Here is a 22,057-nt window from a genome sequence, read left to right as displayed (position 1 = left end):
CTTTAAGACTTTGGCTTTCGACCAAATTCTTATTTATAACTTCTTTGAACTAATTTAATGTTTTCGTAATTAAGAGGTTCTTTGTGTAATACTGCATCACTTGGTTTTCCTTTGTATTCCCAAGCTGCAACGTATGCAAAGTTATCATCATCACGAAGTGCTTCTCCTTCTTCTGTTTGGTATTCCTCACGGAAGTGACCTCCACAAGATTCGTTACGGTGTAAAGCATCTTTTGCGAACAATTCTCCTAATTCTAAGAAATCGGCAACACGAGTTGCTTTTTCTAATTCCTGATTAAATTCGTAAGCACCTCCAGGAACTTTTACATCTTTATAAAACTCTTCACGTAAAGCAGCAATTTCTTCGATAGCTTCAGTTAAACCTTTAGCATTACGAGCCATACCAACTTTATTCCACATAATTTTTCCAAGTTTTTTATGGAAATAATCTACAGAATGTGTTCCGTTGTTATTGATAAATTTATTGATTTGATCTACAACCGCTTTCTCAGCTTCAACGAATTCTGGCAAGTCTGTAGAAATTTCTCCCATTTTAATATCTGGAGCTAAATAATCTCCGATAGTATATGGCAATACGAAATATCCATCAGCTAAACCTTGCATTAAAGCAGAAGCTCCAAGTCTGTTTGCTCCGTGATCAGAGAAGTTAGATTCTCCAATTGAGAAACATCCAGGAATTGTAGTCATTAAGTTATAATCAACCCAAGTTCCACCCATTGTGTAGTGAACCGCTGGGTAAATCATCATTGGTGTAGTATAAGGATCTTCATCGACGATTTTGTAATACATCTGGAATAAGTTTCCGTATTTACTTTTCACGATTGCAGCTCCTAATTTAGTTACAAGAGCAGTATCTTTATCATCTAAACCTTTTACATAAGCATCTTCAGTTCCGTAACGTTTGATAGCTGCTGCGAAATCTAAGTAAACCGCTTCTCCCGTTTTGTTAACTCCAAAACCAGCATCACATCTTTCTTTAGCTGCACGAGACGCAACGTCACGAGGTACTAAGTTACCAAAAGCAGGATATCTTCTTTCTAAGAAATAATCTCTTTCGTCTTCAGATAAATCTGTTGCTTTTTTCTTTCCTTCACGGATTGCCTGAGCGTCTTCTAATTTTTTAGGTACCCAAATACGACCGTCATTACGTAAAGACTCAGACATCAAAGTCAATTTAGACTGATGATCTCCTGAAACCGGAATACATGTTGGGTGAATTTGTGTATAACAAGGATTTGCGAAAAACGCTCCTTTTTTATGTATTTTCCAAGCTGCTGTTGCGTTACTTCCCATAGCATTTGTTGAAAGGAAAAATACGTTTCCGTACCCTCCAGAACCAATTACTACCGCGTGAGCAGAATGTCTTTCTATTTCTCCAGTGATTAAGTTACGAGCGATAATACCTCTCGCTTTTCCGTTCACGATTACAATGTCAAGCATTTCGTGACGGTTGTACATTTTAATTTTTCCACGACCAATCTGACGGTTCATTGCAGAATAAGCTCCTAACAATAATTGCTGTCCAGTTTGTCCTTGTGCGTAAAAAGTACGAGAAACCAAAGTTCCTCCAAAAGAACGGTTATCTAAAAGTCCGCCATATTCACGAGCCAATGGCACCCCTTGAGCTACACACTGGTCAATAATATTTCCAGAAACTTCAGCCAAACGATAAACGTTTGCCTCACGAGCACGGTAATCACCACCTTTTACAGTATCGTAAAACAATCTGTAAATAGAGTCACCGTCACCTTTATAGTTTTTTGCTGCATTGATACCACCTTGTGCAGCGATAGAGTGCGCACGACGTGGTGAATCTTGAAAGCAAAATGCTTTTACGTTATATCCTAACTCAGCTAAAGTAGCTGCCGCAGAACCTCCAGCTAAACCTGTACCAACTACGATAATATCTAAATTACGTTTGTTAGCAGGGTTTACTAAATTAATATGATCTTTATAATTTGTCCATTTGTCCGCTATAGGACCATTTGGAATTTTTGAATCTAATGCCATTATAATTGATATTAATTATTGAAATGATGAAATAATGCGATAATTACGAAAAGTGCCGGAACCACTACTGCGAAACCGTAACCAACTTTACTTAAAAATCTAGAGTATTTGTTGTGCATCCCTACTGATTGAAGAGAAGATGCAAACCCGTGCCATAAGTGGAATCCTAAAAGAATGAAAGACACACAATATAATCCTGTACGGATTGGGTCATGAAATTTGTGAACTAACTCTCCATAATACCTTGTAGCATCCGGTGCTGTACCTGCAATATATTTATAGGTAACTTCAGGAAACCAGAAATCATAAAAGTGCAATCCTAAGAAAGCCAAAATAACCAATCCAGAAATAATCATATTTCTAGAACTCCAAGAAGCATTAGCAGCTCCGTTGTATTTTGCATAAGCAATTGGTCTTGCTGCGCTGTTTTGAGCTGTAAGTACAAATCCCATTACAAAGTGGAAAATTACTCCAAATGCCAAAACTGGCTGCATTACATACTGGATCAGCGGATTGTATCCCATAAAGTGAGAAGCCTCATTGAAAACGTCTTCACTAAGAATAGAAATAAAATTTAAGGAAACATGCAGCGCTAAAAACGTGATTAAGAATATTCCCGAAAGAGCCATAGCCACTTTCTTTAAGATGGAAGCATTCAACTGTGCAGATTGTGCCATAAGTGTTAAGTAGTTTGTTTTAAAAAATTACACAAAAATAACTCAAATACAAAAGAACTACAACCATTTCGTTGTTATTTATAATCATTTTAAAATAGACTGCGCATACGTATTTTTACGTATAAATTCAGTATAGCAAATCTAAAAAATTGCTTTACAGCCACTTTCTCTTAATTTTAATACGTATTCAGATTACTAAAAATTTATCATATTGTTATTTTATTCAAAGTTTTGATTTATTTTCTTCAAAAGTGCCGGCTGTACTTAATTTAATCAAAGCAAAAAATTGTCATTCCATAACATAGTTTTACCTTTAGCGGCTCAAAAAAATAAGAATGAAAACAGGAATTGATGCTATCTCTTTTGACGTAGCAAACATACATTTACCCATAAAAACTTTGGCGATCGCCAGAAATATTGAACCAGAAAAATTAGAAAAAGGTCTTGGATTACTTAAAATGACTTTTCCAGACGTTCATCAGGATGCTGTTGTTTTTGGAGCAAATGCTTTAACAAAACTGATCACTGACAATAAAATCAACCTAAAAGAAATAAGCCGAATCTATGTTGGTACTGAAAGTGGCATCGACAGTTCAAAACCAATTGCTTCTTATTTAATTAATTTAATGGAGCAAAAATTTGGAGAAGATTCTCTAGCAGAATGCGATGTTGTCGATTTTACTTTTGCTTGTATTGGTGGCGTTGACGCTTTGCAAAACTGTCTTGATTTTGTAAAATTGAATCCAACTAAAAAAGCAATTGTTGTTGCAACTGATTTTGCAAAATACGATTTAAATTCTGGCGGAGAATATACACAAGGTGCCGGAGCTGTTGCGATGTTGGTAACAGCAAACCCAAAAATTATTGCTTTTGATGATAATTGGGCAACGAGCACAAAAGGCGTTTTCGATTTCTTTAAACCGTACAGAACTATTTCTAAAGAAGAAATCACAAAAAATACAAACAACGATTCTTGGTTTGACAATTTAGAAACCGAAATCGAAATCCACAAAGATCAGCCGGTTTTTGACGGACAATATTCGAATCAATGTTATATGGATCGTACGCGAAATGCTTACTTTTCATTCAAAAAATTAAAAAATACTACTGAAACTTTATACAACACTTGGCATAGCATCGTGATGCATTTACCTTATTCTTTCCAGGGAAGAAGAATGTTATCTGAAATTTACGCTTTAGACAGTGCCGAAAAAATTATTGCCGATGATATTGCACCTGCAGATTATCAGACAAAAATTAAAGAAGTAGCAAAATCGGATGATTACAGAAGTTTTGTAACCGAGAAATTACAACCTGCAGAATTGGCCTCTTCATTAATTGGAAATCTTTATACAGGTTCTATTTTCATGGGATTGTTGTCGACTTTGTCTCATTTTTATGACACAAACAAAGAAGTTGCCGGAACTAAATTCGGTTTCCTAGCTTACGGAAGCGGATCGAAATCGAAAGTTTTTGAAGGAACTATTCAGCCAGAATGGAAATCAGCTTTAGAGAATGTAAAGCTTTTTGAAAATTTAGCAGAAAGTGTAGAAATTGATTTCAACACTTATGAAAGTCTTCATAAAAAAGAACAAAAACAGAGCGTAAGAACTCCTAAAAACGAATGGGTTTTAGATAGAATTGAAAAAGAAATTCCAGTTTTGATTGGGGCTCGTTATTATAAATGGATTGATTAAGAAATTTCAAAACCGAAGCTTAATGTTTCGGTTTTTTTATGCTTTTTAAAATTTAACCGCAAAGTTCGCAAATGATTACGCAAGGTTCGCAAAGCTTTTTATGAACACAAAGCTTTGCGAACTTTGCGTTTATTTAGATATTGCGAAAAAAGACCTTTGCGTCCTTTGCGGTTAAATAAAAAGTAATCAATCCTTTTTATGCTGTTCAGTAAAATTCTGATTCCCTTTAATTCTGGTGTCTTCGGTGTGCATTCCGTTTGCCATTCCCAACATAAAGGCAGATATTATAATTATAAATTTTCTTTTTATCCAATGAAGAAGTGGTCGCTTAGATTGCTCCAAGCGAGTATTTTTATTTTGTTTATACATTTTGAAAATGATAAATGATTAGACATTATTTTTTCATCTTATGCTTTGATATCGCATAAGTCCTAAGAAAAATTTTCTTAAGCGTTGTATAAACTTTTACCGAAGTGTTTTGAAGTGATTATTTGATTTATAAAAACAGACTGATTTATAAATGAAGTTAGTTTTTGATGAAGCAGGTTCTGCAGTTTCAGAAGCTTTTTAATTTGAAAAGTAAAAACATTTTCGGTTTTTAGAAAATTCAGAACAATTGAAAATCTTATTTTATCCGAAGAAACAATCTGTCCGAATTTATATAAACGAGAATTTTTAAGATTCAGTTCTCTTCTTAAAACTACAAACGAAGATTGGTAATATTCTGCCGATTTAGATTGAGAATATAAAGTACCGTCAGCCGCAATCAAGACAAAAGTCAGAAAGAGTGCTATTAGATATTTTATATGTTTTCTCAATTTTCGTTTGTAATTTATTGTTTCAACTCTACTTTCATTTGTTCTGCCAAAGGTTTAAATCTTTGATCACTCATTAAATAAGAATTTGCTTCTGCAAACCAATTATTGAAGTTTTTAATATCTTTTTTAATATAATAAGCCTGCAAAACATTATATGCATTTTCAGAATTGTAAGTCTTATCTATAACTTCTTTAAAAACTTTACGGCATACATTTTCTGCGTCTTGCAAATTACCGTTTTTTGTCTCCGCATAAATTAATTCCTTGTTTGTATAAGCATCGAGAGGTTCTTTTTTTAATGCAATTTTCAAAATATCAACAGCTTTTTGATATTGCTTAAGACAATTATAAGAATAGGCCAATTCTACCCGAAGACCTTTATATTCAGGATCTATTTTTTGCGCCTTTTCAAGAAACTCAAGCGCTTTTTGACATTCATTCCAGCCATTATACATATAACCCCAATTGTAAAGTCGTTTGATTGATTCTTCATCTGTTTTGTAAAACTTCAGCCAATCGGGAACTTTATTAATATGTAATTCTTCAAACTTAGATTCTGGAATAAAAGCAACTAAATTATTATTGGGTTGCAAACGATATTTCATCTGCTCATCAATCTCTCTCCTTTTTGGAATAAATTTACCTGTTGGATCAATTTTAAATGTTCCTTCCCAATCGAAAGTTAATCCAGCTTGCGCATCAATATATATAAATCCATACGGATAAGCTCCTGTGCTATCTGCTGAAAATGCAACCCATTTATCTTCACTTTGAACAAATTTTTTATCAAAATGAATGGTGTTCTGTGCAGAAATATTAAAAACAAAAAATAAAACCAATAAAGTAAAAATCTTATTCATATTTAAAATGCGATTGGCTTAAAATTATAAAATCCATTCAAATATATAGAATTCATTTTACTTTTTTAATATCATTCTTACAAAGTAAAAAGCCCAATCCAAAAACAAAAAACAGACAACTCAAAAACATATAAATTCCGTTTTTCAAAACAAAAAATGAAAAACCAATTGACACTGAACTCAGAATAATCATCAAAACAATTATAAAATTTGTTTTAATAAATCGCAGCGCATGCAGACTTAAACCAATAAAAAGCAAAGACGGACCAACAACAATAAAAGGATAAAAAATAGAAGGTGTATTACCTATTTGAATACTTAATGCCTCTTTTGCGATTTCATTGTTTCCATAACTCGACATTACAAAATCAATTGTGCAGAGGCCAATGTGCGCGATCACGCCCAATGCTGTTGCAATTGAAGCAATAAAACTCCAGGTGTTTTTAGGAAAAACATCATTAAATGATAATAAGAAACACGCACCAATTAAGTTAAACCAATGCGCAAAGTCAATTGGTTTTTGAAAATTGGGCAAAATTTTAGAAAAGAATAAATAACTGATCAGGAAAAATAATAATCCTAGAAGGCAAAGATGTTTTGTTTTCATAATTTATTTTTAAAATTGATGAAGCAAAACTAAAATGAAAAACCAGCTTAAAGGCCTATTTTACTGACTTAGGTACAAAACATATTGTTTTAGGTACGAAATTATAATGCTAATAAAGTTTCTTTATAATTTTTAGAAACCGGAAGTTCAATTTGGGTTAGAACAATCGTGTTTTGATTTCGCCAAGATTTAAAATGAGACGGATTTATTAAATGCGAACGATGAATTTGCATCAAAAAACTAAAATCTTTTTGAATATTTTTGAGTGAAGTTCGCAATAGTTTTGAAGTTAGTTTTCCGTTTTCTGTATAAAAAACTTCAACATAATTTTGTGCATTTGATATGCAGACCAAATCAGCTTTCTGGATTTTTAAAATGTCTAATCTATTTTCGCCTTTAATAATTAAAACATCATCTTTTAATGGAATCAGTTTGATTAAATATCTTCTTGCCAGAATAATTACCGGAGTTAAAATCAAAGCGACTTTTATAAAGATGACAGAAAAGAATTCTGAAAAGTGATATCCGCCATTTAAAATTGGGCTTTTGTAAAAGGCAAAAACCCCAATCAGATATAGTACATGAAATAAAAAAATCGCTGTTATTTCTAAACCAGCATTCCATTTTCCAATTCTTTTATAAAAGCTTTTTTGAATAATCGTTAAAAAACCATAACATACAAAAGCCACAACACTAAATTCAAAACTGATTAAAAACCAAGCTCTGAAATTTATGGTTCCGTCGTCAAAAGGTTTTATGATGAAAGCAAAAATGAAAAGCCATAAAGCAATCAGTAAACCAATTACAAGATTATGTTTTATGGAAATATTTAGCTGTTTCACTTTTTTTTAATTCGATTTTAAAGTTTCATTTCCATAATAGGCATGAAGCGGTTTTTTATAGAAGTTTCAAATTCTCCAATTTTTACAAATCCCATTTTGGAGTAAAAACTTTCCGCATTTGGTTCTGAATCGAGAATGATTCTTTCTATTTTCTCTTCTTTCATTTTGTTTAAAAAATCAAGAAGTAAATATTTCCCAAATCCTTTCCCAATATGTTCTGGCAAGATAAATAAATTATCAAGTTTTACAATCTTTTCATTTTCAAAAACATAAGAATAATAGCCGATAATCAAATCGTTTTCTATCAACTTAAAAGTGTTATTATTTCTGATATAATCCTGCGAAATGGTCAAGTTTTTATCCCATTTTTGAATTTGTCCTGCCGAATATCTCCAATAGGCTTTTGACTTTTTGGTTATTGAAGTTAGGATTTCATTATCAGTTATGTTGGCTTTTTCTATTATCATTACTTATAAATCGTAAACTTATTATGACTCAAAGTAAAGCCAAGATTCTCATAAATCGCGACGTTTTCTACTCGTTTTTTATTTGTCGTTACTTCGATGCTTTTTAAATTATTTTGATCTGCAAAATTTAAAATCTCATTTATTAATAATCTTCCAACTCCTTGACTACGATATTTTTGATGAATAAAAAACTCTTGAATTTCACCAACTAATCCGCAATGATGTAAAAGATTTTGTGTGTGAAAACTAATAAATCCTAAACCTTCATTTTCGTTTTCGGCAATTAGATAAAGATTTTTTGGATTGGAAATGTTTTCATTGAATATTGTTTCGAAAACTTCAAAATCTAGAATTTCATTTTCGAGTTCGCAGATTGATTTGTAGATGAAGTCTAGGTCATGGTTTTGGATTTTTCTGATTTTGATTTTTGAGTTCATGACTTATAGTTTCATTTTTTTATTTCAATTAAAATCATAAACGTAAGTTGGAATATTTGCATTCAAAAGAGAGTCTTTAATTAATGGCTCAACTTTTTCCCAAGTCCCCCCCGCAAGGCCACATCCTATTCTTGGCATATGTACAGATGCATTGTTTTCTTTTGCAAATTGGGCAACTTTTTCAAGTCCTGCTTTGATAGCTTCGTAGCGAATTGGTGCATTTCCATTTTCATCTTTGTTTATTTTATGTTGACCAATCATATTTGACACCCAAATACCATCTTCTACTTTTACAAATTGTACTTCTCCAAGTAAAAAATTCTCTTTTGATTTATACCATTTTCTATATTCATGCTCAGGTTCTTTCCAACGTTTAGAAATTGCCATTACAAATCCTTTTCCCCAACCACCAATATCATTACAGATATGCACAATAATTTTATTACCCTTCACATTTGGATCTGTTGCATCTCCAATGACATAATTTATAATCATTTCCATTGATCTTCAAAATTCTCTTTAGTAATAATGAATTCTTCAAATTCAACTAAATCAATTGATTGATCTGAAAGAAACCCAAACTCATCTTCTATAAAATCTTCACTATATTTTAGCTTTTTACCATTTTCATAAACCTCAATCTGACGAATTATTCCTCCATCCTCATTTGATTCCAAGTAATAAATAGAATTTCCCCAATTGTCATCTTTTTCAATTCGTGGTTCATTAAAATATCTTTTGAAATAAAACATCTTTTATTTATTTTTTTTTAGCCAATATACAAAATCTACAATTGGAAATAATTTCTTCAGAAACAATAAATTTCCTTCTGAAACCCTAAGCGTGAGGGATAGAGGCGGTATCCTTTTATGAAGCGGAGCGGAATAAAAGATATAGCCGAAAGCCCGGCCCGGAGGGACACGCCATTATTGAAATTCTAAAAGGTTAAGGTCCTGAGACGCCAAGATTTTCTCAATCTTTGTCGAGCTACTTGCGAAGATTTCTCCTCCGTTGAAATGACAAGATTGTCTAAAATCTATTGCGTGCTTTACGTAAACCATAGCGTCCTTTGCGGTTAAAAAAACACTCAAAAATTAGAACCAAAACAAATAATAAAACTTTAAGAAATCAATTTCGTGCTGTTTACTGAAAAAACGTAATTTTGAAATTCGAAGTTCAAAAACTAAGTTATTATGAAATATCATCAAATAAACAGCGCTCTTTTTGTAAAAAACCGCAGAAAATTCATGGCTGAAATGAAACCTAATTCGGTTGCCGTGTTCAACTCAAATGACATTTACCCAATTAGTGCCGACAGTACTTTGCCGTTTGCACAACACAGAGACATTTTTTATCTGAGCGGTGTAGATCAGGAAGAAAGTGTTTTGCTTTTGTTTCCGGATGCACCTTATGAGCACCAAAGAGAAATTCTTTTTTTAAGAGAAACCAACGATCATATTGCAGTTTGGGAAGGTGAAAAACTGACTAAAGAACGTGCTTTTCAGGTTTCTGGAATTAGAACAGTTTATTGGCTGCAGGATTTTCATAAAATTTTGAACGAAATGATGACGTATGCTGATACAATGTACATCAATACTAACGAACATTATCGCGCAACTGTTGAAACAGAAACACGCGAAGCTCGTTTTGTAAAATGGTGGAAAGAACGTTATCCAGCGCACAACGTAGCGAAAAGTAATCCAATTTTACAAAGGCTTCGTTCTGTAAAAGAAAGCGAAGAAATTGATTTGATTCAGCACGCTTGTGATATTACAGAAAAAGGTTTCCGCAGATTATTAGGATTCGTAAAACCAAATGTTACAGAATATGAAATCGAAGCGGAATTAGCTCACGAATTCATCCGTAACCGTTCTAAAGGTTTTGCTTATACGCCAATTATTGCTTCTGGAAACAATGCGAATGTTTTGCATTATATCGAAAACAATCAGCAATGTAAAGACGGAGATTTGATTTTGTTAGACGTTGCTGCTGAATATGCAAATTATTCAAGTGATATGACGAGAACAATTCCAGTTTCAGGACGTTTTTCTGAGCGCCAAAAAGCAGTTTACAATGCTGTTTTAAGAGTTAAAAACGAAGCTACAAAAATGCTTACGCCAGGAACACTTTGGAAACAATATCATGTTGAAGTGGGTAAAATCATGACTTCTGAATTATTAGGTTTAGGTTTATTAGACAAAGCTGATGTTCAGAACGAAAATCCAGAATGGCCTGCTTATAAAAAATACTTCATGCACGGAACTTCCCACCACATGGGATTGGACACGCACGATTATGGATTACTTCATGAACCAATGAAAGCAAATATGGTTTTTACGGTTGAACCAGGAATTTATATTCCGAACGAGAAATTCGGAATTCGTTTGGAGGATAATGTTGTCGTTCAGGAAAAAGGAGAACCTTTTAACTTAATGCGCAATATTCCTGTTGAAGTAGATGAAATCGAAACTTTGATGAATGAATAATTTCATTATGAAAAAGATTTTTCTATTTGCTTTTTTGATAATTGCCGGAAACATTTTTGCACAAACAGAAGGTTACGCAACTAACAATGATTCGAGCAAAACGTATTACAAAACATTCGGAAAAGGGGAACCGCTTTTGATCATCAACGGCGGCCCAGGAATGAACAGTAATGGTTTTGAAGATATGGCGAAAACTTTGGGCGAAAGCCAACAAACGATTATTTACGATCAAAGAGGAACCGGAAAATCGAAACTTTCAAAAATAGATGCTAAGATCATTTCAATGAAAATAATGGCCGATGATATTGAGTCGTTAAGAAAACATCTTAAAATCAAAAAATGGAATATCCTCGGACATTCTTTTGGTGGAATGCTTGGTTCCTATTATGCGACGGTTTATCCAAACAGCATTAATAAATTGGTTTTATCGTCTTCTGGCGGTGTTGATTTGAGTTTATTGAAAGGCCCGAATTTGATCGAAAAAAATCTAAGCAAAGTCGAAAAAGATTCAATGGATTATTGGAACGACAAAATCGAAAAAGGTGACACTTCTCATGCTGCACGTTTAGCACGTGGGAGAGCTATGGCGCCAGCGTACGTATACAATCGAAAGTTTGTACCAATAATTGCTGAAAGATTAACTCAGGGAAATTCAACAATAAACGGTTTGCTGTGGGCAGATATGCAGAAGATGAATTTTGACTGCAAAGACAAATTGAAGAATTTCAAAAATCCAGTTTTAATTATTCAGGGAAAAGAAGATATTATCAGCAATGAAATTGGAGAATTGGCAAAACAAACATACCCAAACTCAAAACTGATTTTATTAGAACATTCTAAACATTATGGGTGGCTTGATGCAAGAGAGAAATATTTCTCCGATATCAATTCATTTTTAAAATCATAAAAATCAAAAAGCCCTTAATAGTATTAAGGGCTTTTTAAATTATATAAATCGTTTATTATCCGATTTTTGAAATCTGCACATCCAATTGAAATTTACCGTCAGCTTCGTTTCCGTTGATTAGTTCAAAAAGCTCTAAAGCTCTTCTTGCGTTTTTCTCTTCTTCTCTTTGTTCAGCCACATACCACATCATAAAATCTTCTGTAGCATAATCATTCTCAGCTCTACATTTTGCGATTACTTTATTGATTGCCTGAGTAACAGCGATTTCGTTTTGCAAAGCAATTTCAAATACTTCTCTAAAAGAAGCAAATTCTTGCTGCACTTCCGGAACAGATGGTGTAATTGCAATCCCTCCCATATCTGTAATATATTTGAAAACTTTTAGGAAATGCTCTCTTTCTTCTTCGGCTTGCTTGTACATATAAGATGCTGTATTCGCATAACCGTTTCTATCCAACCATGCAGCCATAGCTAAATATTTATTAGAAGCATCGCTTTCTAATTTTGCCTGTAAGTTCAATATATTTTCGATTCCTTCAACTAATGAAGTACTTGTTCTTAGTAAATCTTTCATAACCTTTAATTTTTATACGTGTAAAATTACAAAAATTAAAGACGGCAACTCTAAGTACTTGAAAATTTGGATTTAATCTAAGTAAGAATCTAAATAAGCTCGACGTTAACCGTATTACAAAGCAAAGAATGTAAGTTGAGGGTGAATTTTGTTCCGTTTAATAAATCTCTTAACTGCACTATTTCGCAGATTGTAAGATTTCGGGAAAAATTTCTTTTGGTAGTTTCAATCAACTGTGCATCTGACTGATCAGATAAGTCGTAAAGCATATTGAGAATGTCAACGCTATTAACCTTTCTTTGAAAAATCAAAAAATCATGAATTTTATAACTTGACACTGTATCAACAAAATTGATAATTATGCTGTTGGTCAAATCACATTGATAACTGTATCCTTTTTCTGTTTCAAATAATACTTTGGTGGTCAAATCACTAACTAATGCCATTCTGATAAAATATAATAACGGTGCAAAAATATAGAATTTAAAGTAATTAAACACATAATTAAGACTAATTTAAAATAACAAAATCATTTAATGTACTTAAATACAGCTGAAGTACACTAAATATTGTAACATTCCACAGCATTATTAGTCTAATTTAAAAAACAAAAAATTCAGAAATCATGCAAGCACACGAAATAGATTATCACATTTTTGGAGAAGAAATGCAATATGTCGAAATAGAGCTGGATCCGCAAGAAATAGTAATCGCAGAAGCAGGTAGTTTTATGATGATGGAAAACAACATCCAGATGGAAACCATTTTTGGCGACGGATCCAACCAACAAACTGGTTCCGGACTATTTGGCAAACTGTTAAATGCCGGAAAAAGAGTTCTTACTGGTGAAAGTCTATTTATGACGGCATTTTTAAACCAAGGCAACACCAAAAGTAAAGTTTCCTTTGCGTCACCTTATCCAGGAAAAATTCTTCCAATTGACTTAACCCAATTTCAAGGCAAATTTATTTGTCAAAAAAGTTCGTTCTTATGTGCTGCGAAAGGCGTTTCCGTAGGAATCGAATTTTCTCAAAAATTGGGCCGAGGCCTTTTCGGAGGTGAAGGATTCATCATGCAAAAAATAGAAGGAGACGGAATGGCATTTGTACATTCTGGCGGAACAATGGCTAAAAAAGAACTAGCCTCTGGAGAAGTACTAAAAGTAGATACGGGTTGTATTATAGGTTTTACCAAAGATGTCGATTATGATATTGAATTTATTGGTGGCATCAAAAATTCTATTTTTGGCGGCGAAGGTTTGTTTTATGCTACTCTTCGCGGTCCCGGAACAGTTTATATACAATCTTTACCTTTCAGCAGATTAGCAGACAGAATCATTGCGTCGGCACCAAGATCAGGTGGCAACAGTCGCGATGAAGGTAGCCTGCTAGGCGGATTAGGAAATCTTTTAGATGGAGACAATCGTTTTTAATTTTTATAAATATATAATTGACGGCTTTCAGAAATGAAGGCCGTTTTTTTTGAACTCAATTACTTATATTTTTTTACTGCAATAAACTTATATTTCCTATATGATTCTTCAATTAGTACCTTTGCATTTTACATTTTAAACTATCATTTTGAAAAACATTCTATATAAAAACACCAAAATATCTTTTACAGATTCAGGAAAAGGAAACGCAATTGTTCTGTTGCACGGCTTTTTAGAAAATAAAAAAATGTGGAAAGAATATGTTGAACTTTTCTCAGAAAAAAATCGCGTAATTACTATCGATTTGTTAGGCCACGGCGAATCTGATTCTTTGGGATATGTTCATGAAATGGAGGAAAATGCCAATGCTGTAAACGAAGTTTTGGAACATTTAAATATCGAAAAAGTAACAATTCTTGGTCATTCAATGGGCGGTTATGTTAGTTTGGCTTTCGCCGAATTATTCCCGGATAAAATCAAAAAATTAGTTTTACTGAATTCTACTTCAAAAGAAGACAGCGCCGAAAAAAAACTGAACAGAACGCGCGCCATAAAAGCCGTAAAACAAAATTATGTAGGTTTTGTGAGTTTAGCGATTGCAAATTTATTTAGCGAAAACAACAGAATTCGTCTGGCAAATAAAATTGAAAAAGTAAAGGAAGAGGCTTTAAAAACACCTTTGCAGGGAATTGTAGCGTCACTCGAAGGAATGAAAATCAGAAAAGACAGGGAATGGCTTTTACACGAAAACCGTTTTCCAGTTTTATTGATTTTGGGGAAAAAAGACCCAGTTCTAAATTACGAAGATAGTTTAGCGCAAATCGAAGACACAACTGCAGAATTAGTTTCATTTGAAGACGGTCACATGAGTCATATTGAAAACAAAGAAGAACTAAAAATAGTTTTAACCGATTTTTTCAGTTAAAAAAATAAAACATATTAAAATCAGAAAAGGCCGTTTCGAATAAACATCGAAAACAGCCTTTTCTTCCTTTTGTGGGGGCAAAAAATTATAATTTGGCAACGATGTCTTTCTTAAATTTCGACAAAGTTACTCACGTTAATCCAAGATTTACTTTTAATTATTCTTTGTTGAAGATCCCATTATTCACATTCTCAGGCACATTCTAAATCCTGTTTCTATCTTCATCTAAATCGATTTTCCTCTTAAGAAGTCTCAAAGATATTTTAATTAACATAATTGCGCGATAAACACTTGTTAAAAAAAAGCACTGCATAATCATTTGAATCACTTTTATTTATAGCATAATTATTGGCTTTTTTTAAAAGAAAATGCGCAAAAAAAAACAACAGAAAAAAAAGATTCATTGAAAATAATAACATTTTGTTCCATAAAATTCATTTTAAATAGCTGTGTACGTCATTACAGTTTATACGAGGAAGTATTTTTATAGAAATGCATAAATAATTGCAGAGATGAAAACTGTTTCAGAAATACTATTTAATCTATATATCAAAATGATTAAGGCTACAAAATCTCGTTTTGAAAAAAGAAAAATAAACAGTACAGATCCGCAAGAGCTTGAAAAGAAAGGATTCTTTAAAAAATATGCAGTTATTAAATCAATTAAAAAGCCATACTTGTAAGATAACCTTTTTCGACAAGTTCGGTTTTTTCTTTTATTGAATGAATCTTTCCGTCTTTTATCAAAACCAGTCTATTTGCGATTTTTACTACATTCTGATAGTTGTGGTCCGTAACAATAATCCCTTTTTTGTTTAAGCTACCTTTTATCATTTCGTTAATGCTTTCGATCATCAATGGAGAAAGTCCATTATAGGGTTCGTCTAGCAATATAAACAAAGATGGATTGGAAAGCACAATTTTTATCTCCAGATAACGCAATTCACCCGTTGACAAATGCCTTATTTTTTTGTTTAGAAGCTTTTTGATAAACTCATCTTCACAAAAATTAATTCTGTTTTCTTTATCAATTGAAAGTGCAATTACTTTTCGAACAGAAAAATGATTCGGAATAAACTGATCCTGATCCAAATAACTGACATTATTCATCAATGCATTTTTAATATTCAAAGAAACAGAATCGATTCGAACGCAACGATCCGGAACTGATTCTAAACCGGCTACAATTTTCAACAAAGTAGATTTTCCAGAGCCGTTTCGCCCGAGTAATCCAATAATTTCTGAAGTTTCACATTTCAAATAAATATCAGAAAGTATCGTTTTATTTCCAAATCTTTTCTGAATTCCGCTAATTTCCAAAGTATGTTTTTTCAAAATAATTTATTTTTTAAAAAGACGATTAAACCAAATAAAAGTGCGGTGCAAAAAGTCATCAGATAACTAAATAGCAAAAGTTGGATTTTTGAAACACCATTATTGAAATAAAATAAATAATCCTTTTTGCGATAAAATCCCTTGAAGCCAATGCTTGCCAAAAAACCAAAACTTAGAAACCATATAAAGAAATAGTCAAAACCACCCAAAAAAACAGCAATTGCAGAAACCAACAAATTAACCGTCAATGTTGTTTTAAAAAACTCGAATATGTTTAGTAGCTTTCTGATCATTAATTTATTTTTTCTTCAAAAGGAATTGTAGTATCAAAAATTTCATTCAAAAGCAAAACTATTTCTTTCAGATACAAATTGAGAGTTTGCTCAGACACAGTTGTATCCAAGTCTTTTTCTTCTTTGAATGTAAAAGGCAAAAATCCCGATTTTAGATTCTTAAATGAAATAATTCCAACTTCAATAGGCATATTGCCAGCTTCCTTTTCAAACATGAATGCATAAGCTAAAACCTGAATGATTTTATCGTTTTTAAGCTCATTGGTCAATCCGTTCCATGTTTTGAGTACAACATTCGCTTTTTCGACTTTTCCTGTCTTATAATCAATAATTCTTATTTTTCCGTTTCGTTGTTCAATCCGGTCAACATTTCCTTTTATAAGAACCGGAAATGGCAAACTTGGATGTGTGAGTTCGCGTTGATATGTTTGCTCTAAAGCAATAATTTTAATTGCGTCTCCATTTCGAATTGCTTCTAATTCTACTTTAAGAAAATTAAAAACATTTCGTTTTGCGACTTCGAAAGCCAAAAGATTTCGGCCTTTTTTAATTTCACCTTCTTTATAAACTACTTTAAATTGTTTTAAAACCTCTTCATCAAGAAGTTTAAAGCATTTTGTTATATCTTCTTCAGAAATAAATCGACCAATAAAAGGTTCATAAAGCGCTTTTAAAGTTTCGTGTATTATCGTTCCGAGAGTATTCAACGCGATATTCTCCTCTACTTCTTCTACTTCACGGATTCGAAGTATTTTTTGGAAATAAAAATCAATCGGGTTTCGAATATAACTTGTCAGCGCCGAAGGAGAAAACCCTGCTAAAGCAATCTCTTTCAATCGGTCCATAACAGCCTCCGATTTTGGAATCACCATTGGTTGATACGCCGTTGAAGGTAAAACCGGATTATAAATATCAAAAGTCAGATTATGTCTAGGTTGTTTTTCCACCTCTAACTGTGTTATAAAACGACTTCTTTCACCTGCATCTAATCCATCATTTTCAGTATTGTAAATAAGATAGATATTTTTGGCACGCTGAAGTAAATGATAAAAATGATACGTATAAATTGCATCTTTTTCTTTAAAAGTCGGCAAGCCCAACTCTCGTTTTACATCATAAGGAATAAAGGAATTTTGAGATTTTCCAGCAGGAAATTTCCCTTCATTCATTGAAGTTATAATAACCGTATCAAAATCGAGAACACGACTCTCAAGAACACCCATTATTTGAAGTCCACGCAAAGGTTCACCTTCAAATGAAACTTCAGCGACATCAATAATTTGTTTATAAATGGCGTGAAGCGTATCAATGTTATCAATATGGTTATGACTAGTGTAATAATTAATAAGTTTATTTATGACTTTAAAAACAGCATAAACAAAAGATTTTGCAATTTTCTCCTCTTCATTATCCTTATCAAAATTTGTTTTGATCAAAAGCAAAAGTGCTGAAATATTTTCAAGTACAGCTAATGAACCGTTTTCCCATTTTTTAAATAATAAATCGAACAAATTAGATGAATGGCCATACAATTCAACTATTCTGTTATGAGAAATAAAGGTGTAATTATTCTCTTTGATAATCTTAACCAGATGATTTGCATTTGCATAAGGAGCCACAAGCGGATGCGTTAAAACATCTAAAACATCTTTATAATAAAACACATAACTGTCGCCCTTTCGTGAAAGTGCATTCGTATGCATTTTAAACAATTTAGCAATTAAAATTTGTGACGGATTGTTTTTACCAGAATATCCCATGGTAATATTCAAAGCACCAACTGAAGCTGGCAACGAATACAAAACCGGAATCAGCAAGTTTTCCTCACCTAAAACCACAGCTACTTTATCTAAAGATCCAGCAGGATTTTCAGTAATTAAATTTTCAATTATACTTCCTGCAATTTTTGCCTGGCCAATAGTTTTTGGCGAACCAATTACTTGAATATTTTTGGATTGCGAAAAATCATCTACAATCCATTCAAAAGGATGCGATTTATAATACTTCCAGCTTTCTTTAAAACGTCTCACAAAAAGCCCTGCATCGTGATAAGGATCATTTAAAAAGGTCTGATCTGTATCCCAGTAAATTTTTGCCTGATCCAGAGCCAATAAATGTTGCACTATTTTCTCTTCTGCAGCATTTAACGCATTAAAGCCGGCAAAAATAAAAGAACGGCTTGAAACCGTATTCGAAAAATGATTAAGATTATTGACTGCTTCTCGATAAATCAATCCTTGATAACCAATTGCTTTGTTTAACAAATGATTATATAATGCGTCATAATACAAAGGAAGAAGCTTCCAAAAATCAATATAATTCTCTAAAAGTTTTGTTTTGTTTTCTACTTCAACTCCCCATTTCTTTATATCCTCTATATCTTTCAAATAAGAAAGCACATGGTTCGGATCTAGAAGATATCGATCAATTTCATTAAAATCCTGCAAAAGTGTTTTTGCCCAATTAGCAAATAATTCAAATGACTGCTGATGCTGTTTTTCTGTAACAGACAAATAGACTTCATAAAATTCAAACAAAAGCTCGATTGAATCTATTGAACGAATTGAAGCCACGTCCTGAACAAAATCCTCAATGCTAATGATATCTGGCGAAAGAATAGTTTTGTGAGTTTTTCTTTTTAAAGCTTCAATTAAAAAAACCTTCGCTCTTTTATTAGGCAGAATAATAGTTGTTTCAGCAAGCTTTGTTTCATAATTCTGAATAACTACTGCTGCAATTTTTTCAAGAAAAGAAGTGTTTATCATTTTATAAAAATAAAAAAAGCCATTCAATTAAGAATGGCTTTTAAGTATTATTTACAAAGTAAATTATAGTTTACCTTGATATTTAGAACCAACGTGTTTGATTTCAGTTCTTCTGTTTTGTGCTTTACCTGCAGCAGTTTTGTTGCTTGCAACTGGTTGAGAAGATCCAAATCCTTTAGACTCTAAGTTTTCTGGATTAACACCTCTTTCAACTAAAGCATCCAATACAGCTTTCGCTCTATCTTCAGAAAGTTTTTGGTTGATTTTAGCAGAACCTGTACTATCTGTGTGTCCTTCAATAGAGAATTTCGCGTTTGGATAGTTTTTAAGGATTTCTTTAATTGCATCTAATCTAGCTGGAGTTTCTTTATCTCCTGTTTTGAAAGTAGCTTTACCTGAGTTGAAGTAAACTGCTCTTGCCTGAACTTTAAGGTCTTCTAAAGCCTCAGAAGTTACTTCTGGACAACCTCTGTTACTAGCAGGACCGTATACTGTAGGACAATCGTCATCTTTATCAGCAACACCATCTTTGTCAGCGTCTAAGAAAGGACAACCACCGTTTTCTTTTGGACCAGCAACTGTAGGACATTTATCATCTTTATCAGCGATTCCGTCTCCGTCAGTATCAGGACAACCTTTTAAAGCAGCTAAACCAGCAACATCTGGACAAGCGTCATCTTTATCAGCAATTCCGTCTCCGTCTGTATCAGGACATCCGTTTAATGCAGCTAAACCAAATACATCTGGACAAGCGTCAGAAGCATCAACGATTCCGTCTCCGTCAGTATCAGGACATCCGTTGAATTGTTTTAAACCAGCAACATCTGGACAAGCGTCATCTTTATCGTAGATTCCGTCTCCGTCAGTATCTTTACCTCCGAATTTGAAGATAAGACCAGCTGTGTGTTGGAAGTGAGAAACAGCATCTGGAGTTCCAGAAGCATCAACTCTATCTCCACTAACAGCCCATTTGTATCTTGTAGCTAATTCAAGACCAATAGCATCAGTAAACCAGAAAGTTAAACCAGCACCTGGGTTAACAGTTCCGTAGCTGCTATCTCCGAAGAAAGTATAACCACCACCAACAGATAACGAAGGATCAATCACTTTAGATTTGATTAATTCTTGGAAGCTGTATTTGATAGTAGCATCAATTCCGTAGTACATCAAGTCACCAGGATTAGTTACAATATTACCTCTTCCGTCATGCCCTGGAGCAGTTGGAGCAAAAGTAACGAATTTATCAATTTTGTTTACAGAACCTTGTAAACCAACAGAGAAACCACTACCAACATATCTAGACACACCAATGTAAGATAAAGAAGGAAGAATGTTCCAGTTGTCTTTCACATCAAATGGTTGAGAAAAATGTTGATCGAACCAACCATGTCCTGCTCCAGAACTTGTTCTGGTATCCACTGCATTAACCCCAAATGAGATCGCCCATGGATTGTTACTGTCTTGTGCGTGAGAACTTAAACCCATCACCATCATCACAGCAACTAAAAGTTTGTTAAGATGTTTCATACTTAATTTTTTTAATTACAATTTAGTTAATTACAAGCAAAAGTAACACCAAATTTTTTAAATACAAAATGAAATGTTAAAAAAAACCTACAAAAATTTACAGAATATGGTAATTATATAACTTTTAACATTTTACCTGTTAATGTAAAAGCTTCTATTGCCTTGTCCAAGTGCTCTTTAGTATGCGCAGCTGAAAGTTGAACACGTATCCTTGCTTTATCTTTTGGAACTACTGGAAAAAAGAATCCGATTACGTATATTCCTTCTTTTAATAATTCATTTGCCATAATTTGCGACAATTTTGCATCATATAACATAACAGGAACAATTGCAGAATCTCCGTCAATAATATCAAAACCTGCTTTTTTCATTCCTTCTTTAAAATAATTTGTATTCCATTCTAATTTATCTCTCAAAGAAGTATCTTTTTCTAATAGTTCAAAAACCTTAATAGAAGCACCAACAATAGCGGGCGCCAAAGAATTTGAAAACAAATAAGGACGAGAACGCTGGCGCAATATCTCAATAATTTCTTTTTTCGCTGTTGTATAACCTCCCATCGCACCTCCTAAAGCCTTACCTAGAGTACCTGTTATAATATCAACACGTCCCATAACTCCTTTTGCCTCAAGAGTTCCTTTTCCGGTTGCACCAATAAATCCTGCTGCATGACACTCGTCAACCATTACCATGGCATCGTATTTATCTGCTAAGTCACAAATTTTATCAAGAGGCGCCACTAAACCGTCCATAGAGAAAACACCATCTGTAACAATTAATTTGAAACGAGCTCCGGCTTTATTTGCTTTAATTAGCTGCTGCTCCAAATCTTCCATATTGCTATTTTCATAACGATAACGAGCCGCTTTACACAAACGAACTCCATCTATAATAGAAGCATGATTTAAACTATCTGAAATAATCGCATCATTTTCACCTAATAAAGGTTCGAAAACACCTCCATTAGCATCAAAAGCTGCAGCATATAATATAGTATCTTCTGTTCCATAAAAATCTGCAATCTTTTTTTCTAATGTTTTATGAATATCCTGTGTTCCGCAAATAAAACGAACAGACGACATTCCAAATCCATGCGTATCCATTGCATCTTTTGCGGCCTGCACTACTTCTGGATGAGAAGAAAGGCCCAAATAATTGTTTGCGCAAAAATTCAATACAGTTTCTCCTGTAGAAATTGTAATTTCAGCACCTTGAGCTGAAGTTATAATACGTTCTTTTTTAAAAATTCCGTTTTCTTCAATAGTCTGCAATTCATTTTGCAGATGTTCTTTAATTTTACCGTACATTTCCTTATATTTAAAACGTTAAAAATTAACAACTTAAACCTAAAATAAGCTTATTTATCTTTAACATCTGA

At 33.0% G+C, this 22,057-nt stretch carries 22 protein-coding genes; 6 read left to right on the top strand and 16 right to left on the bottom strand.

Annotated elements, in window-relative coordinates; all coding sequences use genetic code 11:
- Window positions 1–29: 29 nt before the first annotated feature.
- Window positions 30–2,030, bottom strand: coding sequence for a fumarate reductase/succinate dehydrogenase flavoprotein subunit (locus tag ACNFIH_RS14230; protein WP_426483654.1), 2,001 nt, complete (start codon window positions 2,028–2,030; stop codon window positions 30–32).
- 11 nt (window positions 2,031–2,041) lie between these two features.
- Window positions 2,042–2,707 (bottom strand): succinate dehydrogenase cytochrome b subunit, encoded by a 666-nt coding sequence (locus tag ACNFIH_RS14225; RefSeq protein WP_035653136.1) that lies wholly within the window; start codon window positions 2,705–2,707, stop codon window positions 2,042–2,044.
- 335 nt (window positions 2,708–3,042) lie between these two features.
- Between ACNFIH_RS14225 and ACNFIH_RS14220 the strand changes: the two genes are divergently transcribed.
- Window positions 3,043–4,404, top strand: a complete 1,362-nt coding sequence (locus ACNFIH_RS14220) for a hydroxymethylglutaryl-CoA synthase family protein (protein WP_426483653.1) — start codon at window positions 3,043–3,045, stop codon at window positions 4,402–4,404.
- 446 nt (window positions 4,405–4,850) lie between these two features.
- Here ACNFIH_RS14220 and ACNFIH_RS14215 read toward each other — a convergent pair whose 3' ends face one another.
- From ACNFIH_RS14215 to ACNFIH_RS14180, 8 genes are all read right to left on the bottom strand, one after another.
- Complete coding sequence (locus tag ACNFIH_RS14215) at window positions 4,851–5,222, bottom strand: hypothetical protein (protein WP_426483652.1); 372 nt, start codon at window positions 5,220–5,222, stop codon at window positions 4,851–4,853.
- 14 nt (window positions 5,223–5,236) lie between these two features.
- Window positions 5,237–6,082 (bottom strand): tetratricopeptide repeat protein, encoded by an 846-nt coding sequence (locus tag ACNFIH_RS14210; RefSeq protein WP_426483651.1) that lies wholly within the window; start codon window positions 6,080–6,082, stop codon window positions 5,237–5,239.
- A gap of 52 nt (window positions 6,083–6,134) precedes the next feature.
- Window positions 6,135–6,689 (bottom strand): hypothetical protein, encoded by a 555-nt coding sequence (locus ACNFIH_RS14205; RefSeq protein WP_426483650.1) that lies wholly within the window; start codon window positions 6,687–6,689, stop codon window positions 6,135–6,137.
- A gap of 101 nt (window positions 6,690–6,790) precedes the next feature.
- Complete coding sequence (locus ACNFIH_RS14200) at window positions 6,791–7,531, bottom strand: LytTR family transcriptional regulator DNA-binding domain-containing protein (RefSeq protein WP_426483649.1); 741 nt, start codon at window positions 7,529–7,531, stop codon at window positions 6,791–6,793.
- A 17-nt stretch (window positions 7,532–7,548) separates the two neighbouring features.
- Entirely contained in the window at window positions 7,549–7,998 is a 450-nt protein-coding gene (locus tag ACNFIH_RS14195; protein ID WP_426483648.1) for a GNAT family N-acetyltransferase, read from the bottom strand.
- Window positions 7,998–8,435: a GNAT family N-acetyltransferase gene (locus ACNFIH_RS14190; protein ID WP_426483647.1), complete on the bottom strand. Its 438-nt coding sequence runs from the start codon at window positions 8,433–8,435 to the stop codon at window positions 7,998–8,000. The genes ACNFIH_RS14195 and ACNFIH_RS14190 overlap by 1 nt, the downstream gene beginning before the upstream one ends.
- Window positions 8,436–8,459: 24 nt before the next feature.
- The gene (locus ACNFIH_RS14185) at window positions 8,460–8,927 is read right to left on the bottom strand and encodes a macro domain-containing protein (RefSeq protein ID WP_202965026.1); all 468 of its coding nucleotides are present in this window, start codon (window positions 8,925–8,927) and stop codon (window positions 8,460–8,462) included.
- Complete coding sequence (locus tag ACNFIH_RS14180; protein ID WP_035653121.1) at window positions 8,927–9,187, bottom strand: hypothetical protein; 261 nt, start codon at window positions 9,185–9,187, stop codon at window positions 8,927–8,929. The genes ACNFIH_RS14185 and ACNFIH_RS14180 overlap by 1 nt, the downstream gene beginning before the upstream one ends.
- 441 nt (window positions 9,188–9,628) lie before the next feature.
- Here ACNFIH_RS14180 and ACNFIH_RS14175 point away from each other — a divergent pair, with 441 nt between their 5' ends.
- Both ACNFIH_RS14175 and ACNFIH_RS14170 read left to right on the top strand, forming a co-directional pair.
- A complete protein-coding gene (locus ACNFIH_RS14175) occupies window positions 9,629–10,921 on the top strand; it encodes an aminopeptidase P family protein (RefSeq protein ID WP_426483646.1) in 1,293 nt (430 codons plus the stop codon).
- Complete coding sequence (locus ACNFIH_RS14170; protein WP_426483645.1) at window positions 10,914–11,828, top strand: alpha/beta fold hydrolase; 915 nt, start codon at window positions 10,914–10,916, stop codon at window positions 11,826–11,828. Before ACNFIH_RS14175 ends, ACNFIH_RS14170 begins: the two co-directional genes overlap by 8 nt.
- Before the next feature lie 55 nt (window positions 11,829–11,883).
- Here the strand turns inward: ACNFIH_RS14170 and ACNFIH_RS14165 are convergent, their stop codons facing one another.
- Both ACNFIH_RS14165 and ACNFIH_RS14160 read right to left on the bottom strand, forming a co-directional pair.
- Window positions 11,884–12,402, bottom strand: coding sequence for a ferritin (locus ACNFIH_RS14165; protein WP_142451524.1), 519 nt, complete (start codon window positions 12,400–12,402; stop codon window positions 11,884–11,886).
- An 89-nt stretch (window positions 12,403–12,491) separates the two neighbouring features.
- Window positions 12,492–12,848: a hypothetical protein gene (locus ACNFIH_RS14160; RefSeq protein WP_035653111.1), complete on the bottom strand. Its 357-nt coding sequence runs from the start codon at window positions 12,846–12,848 to the stop codon at window positions 12,492–12,494.
- Window positions 12,849–13,027: 179 nt separating this feature from the next.
- On the opposite strand from ACNFIH_RS14160, the gene ACNFIH_RS14155 reads away from it, so the two are divergent.
- The 3 genes from ACNFIH_RS14155 to ACNFIH_RS14145 all read left to right on the top strand — a co-directional run bounded on the left by ACNFIH_RS14155 (window position 13,028) and on the right by ACNFIH_RS14145 (window position 15,442).
- Window positions 13,028–13,834: a TIGR00266 family protein gene (locus tag ACNFIH_RS14155; RefSeq protein WP_426483644.1), complete on the top strand. Its 807-nt coding sequence runs from the start codon at window positions 13,028–13,030 to the stop codon at window positions 13,832–13,834.
- Window positions 13,835–13,982: 148 nt separating this feature from the next.
- Window positions 13,983–14,759 carry an alpha/beta fold hydrolase gene (locus ACNFIH_RS14150; protein WP_426483643.1) on the top strand — a complete coding sequence of 259 codons (777 nt, stop codon included), beginning with the start codon at window positions 13,983–13,985 and terminating at the stop codon, window positions 14,757–14,759.
- A 512-nt stretch (window positions 14,760–15,271) separates the two neighbouring features.
- The gene (locus ACNFIH_RS14145) at window positions 15,272–15,442 is read left to right on the top strand and encodes a hypothetical protein (RefSeq protein ID WP_426483642.1); all 171 of its coding nucleotides are present in this window, start codon (window positions 15,272–15,274) and stop codon (window positions 15,440–15,442) included.
- On the opposite strand, the gene ACNFIH_RS14140 is transcribed toward ACNFIH_RS14145, so the two are convergent.
- From ACNFIH_RS14140 to kbl, 4 genes are all read right to left on the bottom strand, one after another.
- Window positions 15,423–16,094, bottom strand: a complete 672-nt coding sequence (locus tag ACNFIH_RS14140; protein WP_426483641.1) for an ATP-binding cassette domain-containing protein — start codon at window positions 16,092–16,094, stop codon at window positions 15,423–15,425. The two genes, ACNFIH_RS14145 and ACNFIH_RS14140, sit on opposite strands and share 20 nt — an antisense overlap.
- Before the next feature lie 292 nt (window positions 16,095–16,386).
- Window positions 16,387–19,152, bottom strand: coding sequence for a PD-(D/E)XK nuclease family protein (locus tag ACNFIH_RS14135; RefSeq protein ID WP_426483640.1), 2,766 nt, complete (start codon window positions 19,150–19,152; stop codon window positions 16,387–16,389).
- A gap of 63 nt (window positions 19,153–19,215) precedes the next feature.
- Window positions 19,216–20,679: an OmpA family protein gene (locus tag ACNFIH_RS14130; protein ID WP_426483639.1), complete on the bottom strand. Its 1,464-nt coding sequence runs from the start codon at window positions 20,677–20,679 to the stop codon at window positions 19,216–19,218.
- Between the two features lie 113 nt (window positions 20,680–20,792).
- Window positions 20,793–21,986 carry a glycine C-acetyltransferase gene (gene kbl, locus ACNFIH_RS14125; RefSeq protein WP_426483638.1) on the bottom strand — a complete coding sequence of 398 codons (1,194 nt, stop codon included), beginning with the start codon at window positions 21,984–21,986 and terminating at the stop codon, window positions 20,793–20,795.
- Window positions 21,987–22,057: the final 71 nt, after the last annotated feature.

It is taken from the genome of Flavobacterium sp. 2 (genome assembly GCF_049949195.1).
Taxonomy (GTDB): domain Bacteria; phylum Bacteroidota; class Bacteroidia; order Flavobacteriales; family Flavobacteriaceae; genus Flavobacterium.
This window is presented reverse-complemented; position numbering and strand designations above follow the sequence as displayed.

What these genes read in the sequence shown, in the direction of transcription:
- ACNFIH_RS14195 (WP_426483648.1), bottom strand. Translation starts at nt 7,998, where the DNA reads ATGATAATAGAAAAAGCCAACATAACTGATAATGAAATCCTAACTTCA.
- ACNFIH_RS14230 (WP_426483654.1), bottom strand. Translation starts at nt 2,030, where the DNA reads ATGGCATTAGATTCAAAAATTCCAAATGGTCCTATAGCGGACAAATGG.
- ACNFIH_RS14160 (WP_035653111.1), bottom strand. Translation starts at nt 12,848, where the DNA reads ATGGCATTAGTTAGTGATTTGACCACCAAAGTATTATTTGAAACAGAA.
- ACNFIH_RS14210 (WP_426483651.1), bottom strand. Translation starts at nt 6,082, where the DNA reads ATGAATAAGATTTTTACTTTATTGGTTTTATTTTTTGTTTTTAATATT.
- ACNFIH_RS14145 (WP_426483642.1), top strand. Translation starts at nt 15,272, where the DNA reads ATGAAAACTGTTTCAGAAATACTATTTAATCTATATATCAAAATGATT.
- ACNFIH_RS14170 (WP_426483645.1), top strand. Translation starts at nt 10,914, where the DNA reads ATGAATAATTTCATTATGAAAAAGATTTTTCTATTTGCTTTTTTGATA.
- ACNFIH_RS14225 (WP_035653136.1), bottom strand. Translation starts at nt 2,707, where the DNA reads ATGGCACAATCTGCACAGTTGAATGCTTCCATCTTAAAGAAAGTGGCT.
- ACNFIH_RS14165 (WP_142451524.1), bottom strand. Translation starts at nt 12,402, where the DNA reads ATGAAAGATTTACTAAGAACAAGTACTTCATTAGTTGAAGGAATCGAA.
- ACNFIH_RS14130 (WP_426483639.1), bottom strand. Translation starts at nt 20,679, where the DNA reads ATGAAACATCTTAACAAACTTTTAGTTGCTGTGATGATGGTGATGGGT.
- ACNFIH_RS14190 (WP_426483647.1), bottom strand. Translation starts at nt 8,435, where the DNA reads ATGAACTCAAAAATCAAAATCAGAAAAATCCAAAACCATGACCTAGAC.
- kbl (WP_426483638.1), bottom strand. Translation starts at nt 21,986, where the DNA reads ATGTACGGTAAAATTAAAGAACATCTGCAAAATGAATTGCAGACTATT.
- ACNFIH_RS14135 (WP_426483640.1), bottom strand. Translation starts at nt 19,152, where the DNA reads ATGATAAACACTTCTTTTCTTGAAAAAATTGCAGCAGTAGTTATTCAG.
- ACNFIH_RS14180 (WP_035653121.1), bottom strand. Translation starts at nt 9,187, where the DNA reads ATGTTTTATTTCAAAAGATATTTTAATGAACCACGAATTGAAAAAGAT.
- ACNFIH_RS14175 (WP_426483646.1), top strand. Translation starts at nt 9,629, where the DNA reads ATGAAATATCATCAAATAAACAGCGCTCTTTTTGTAAAAAACCGCAGA.
- ACNFIH_RS14155 (WP_426483644.1), top strand. Translation starts at nt 13,028, where the DNA reads ATGCAAGCACACGAAATAGATTATCACATTTTTGGAGAAGAAATGCAA.
- ACNFIH_RS14220 (WP_426483653.1), top strand. Translation starts at nt 3,043, where the DNA reads ATGAAAACAGGAATTGATGCTATCTCTTTTGACGTAGCAAACATACAT.
- ACNFIH_RS14205 (WP_426483650.1), bottom strand. Translation starts at nt 6,689, where the DNA reads ATGAAAACAAAACATCTTTGCCTTCTAGGATTATTATTTTTCCTGATC.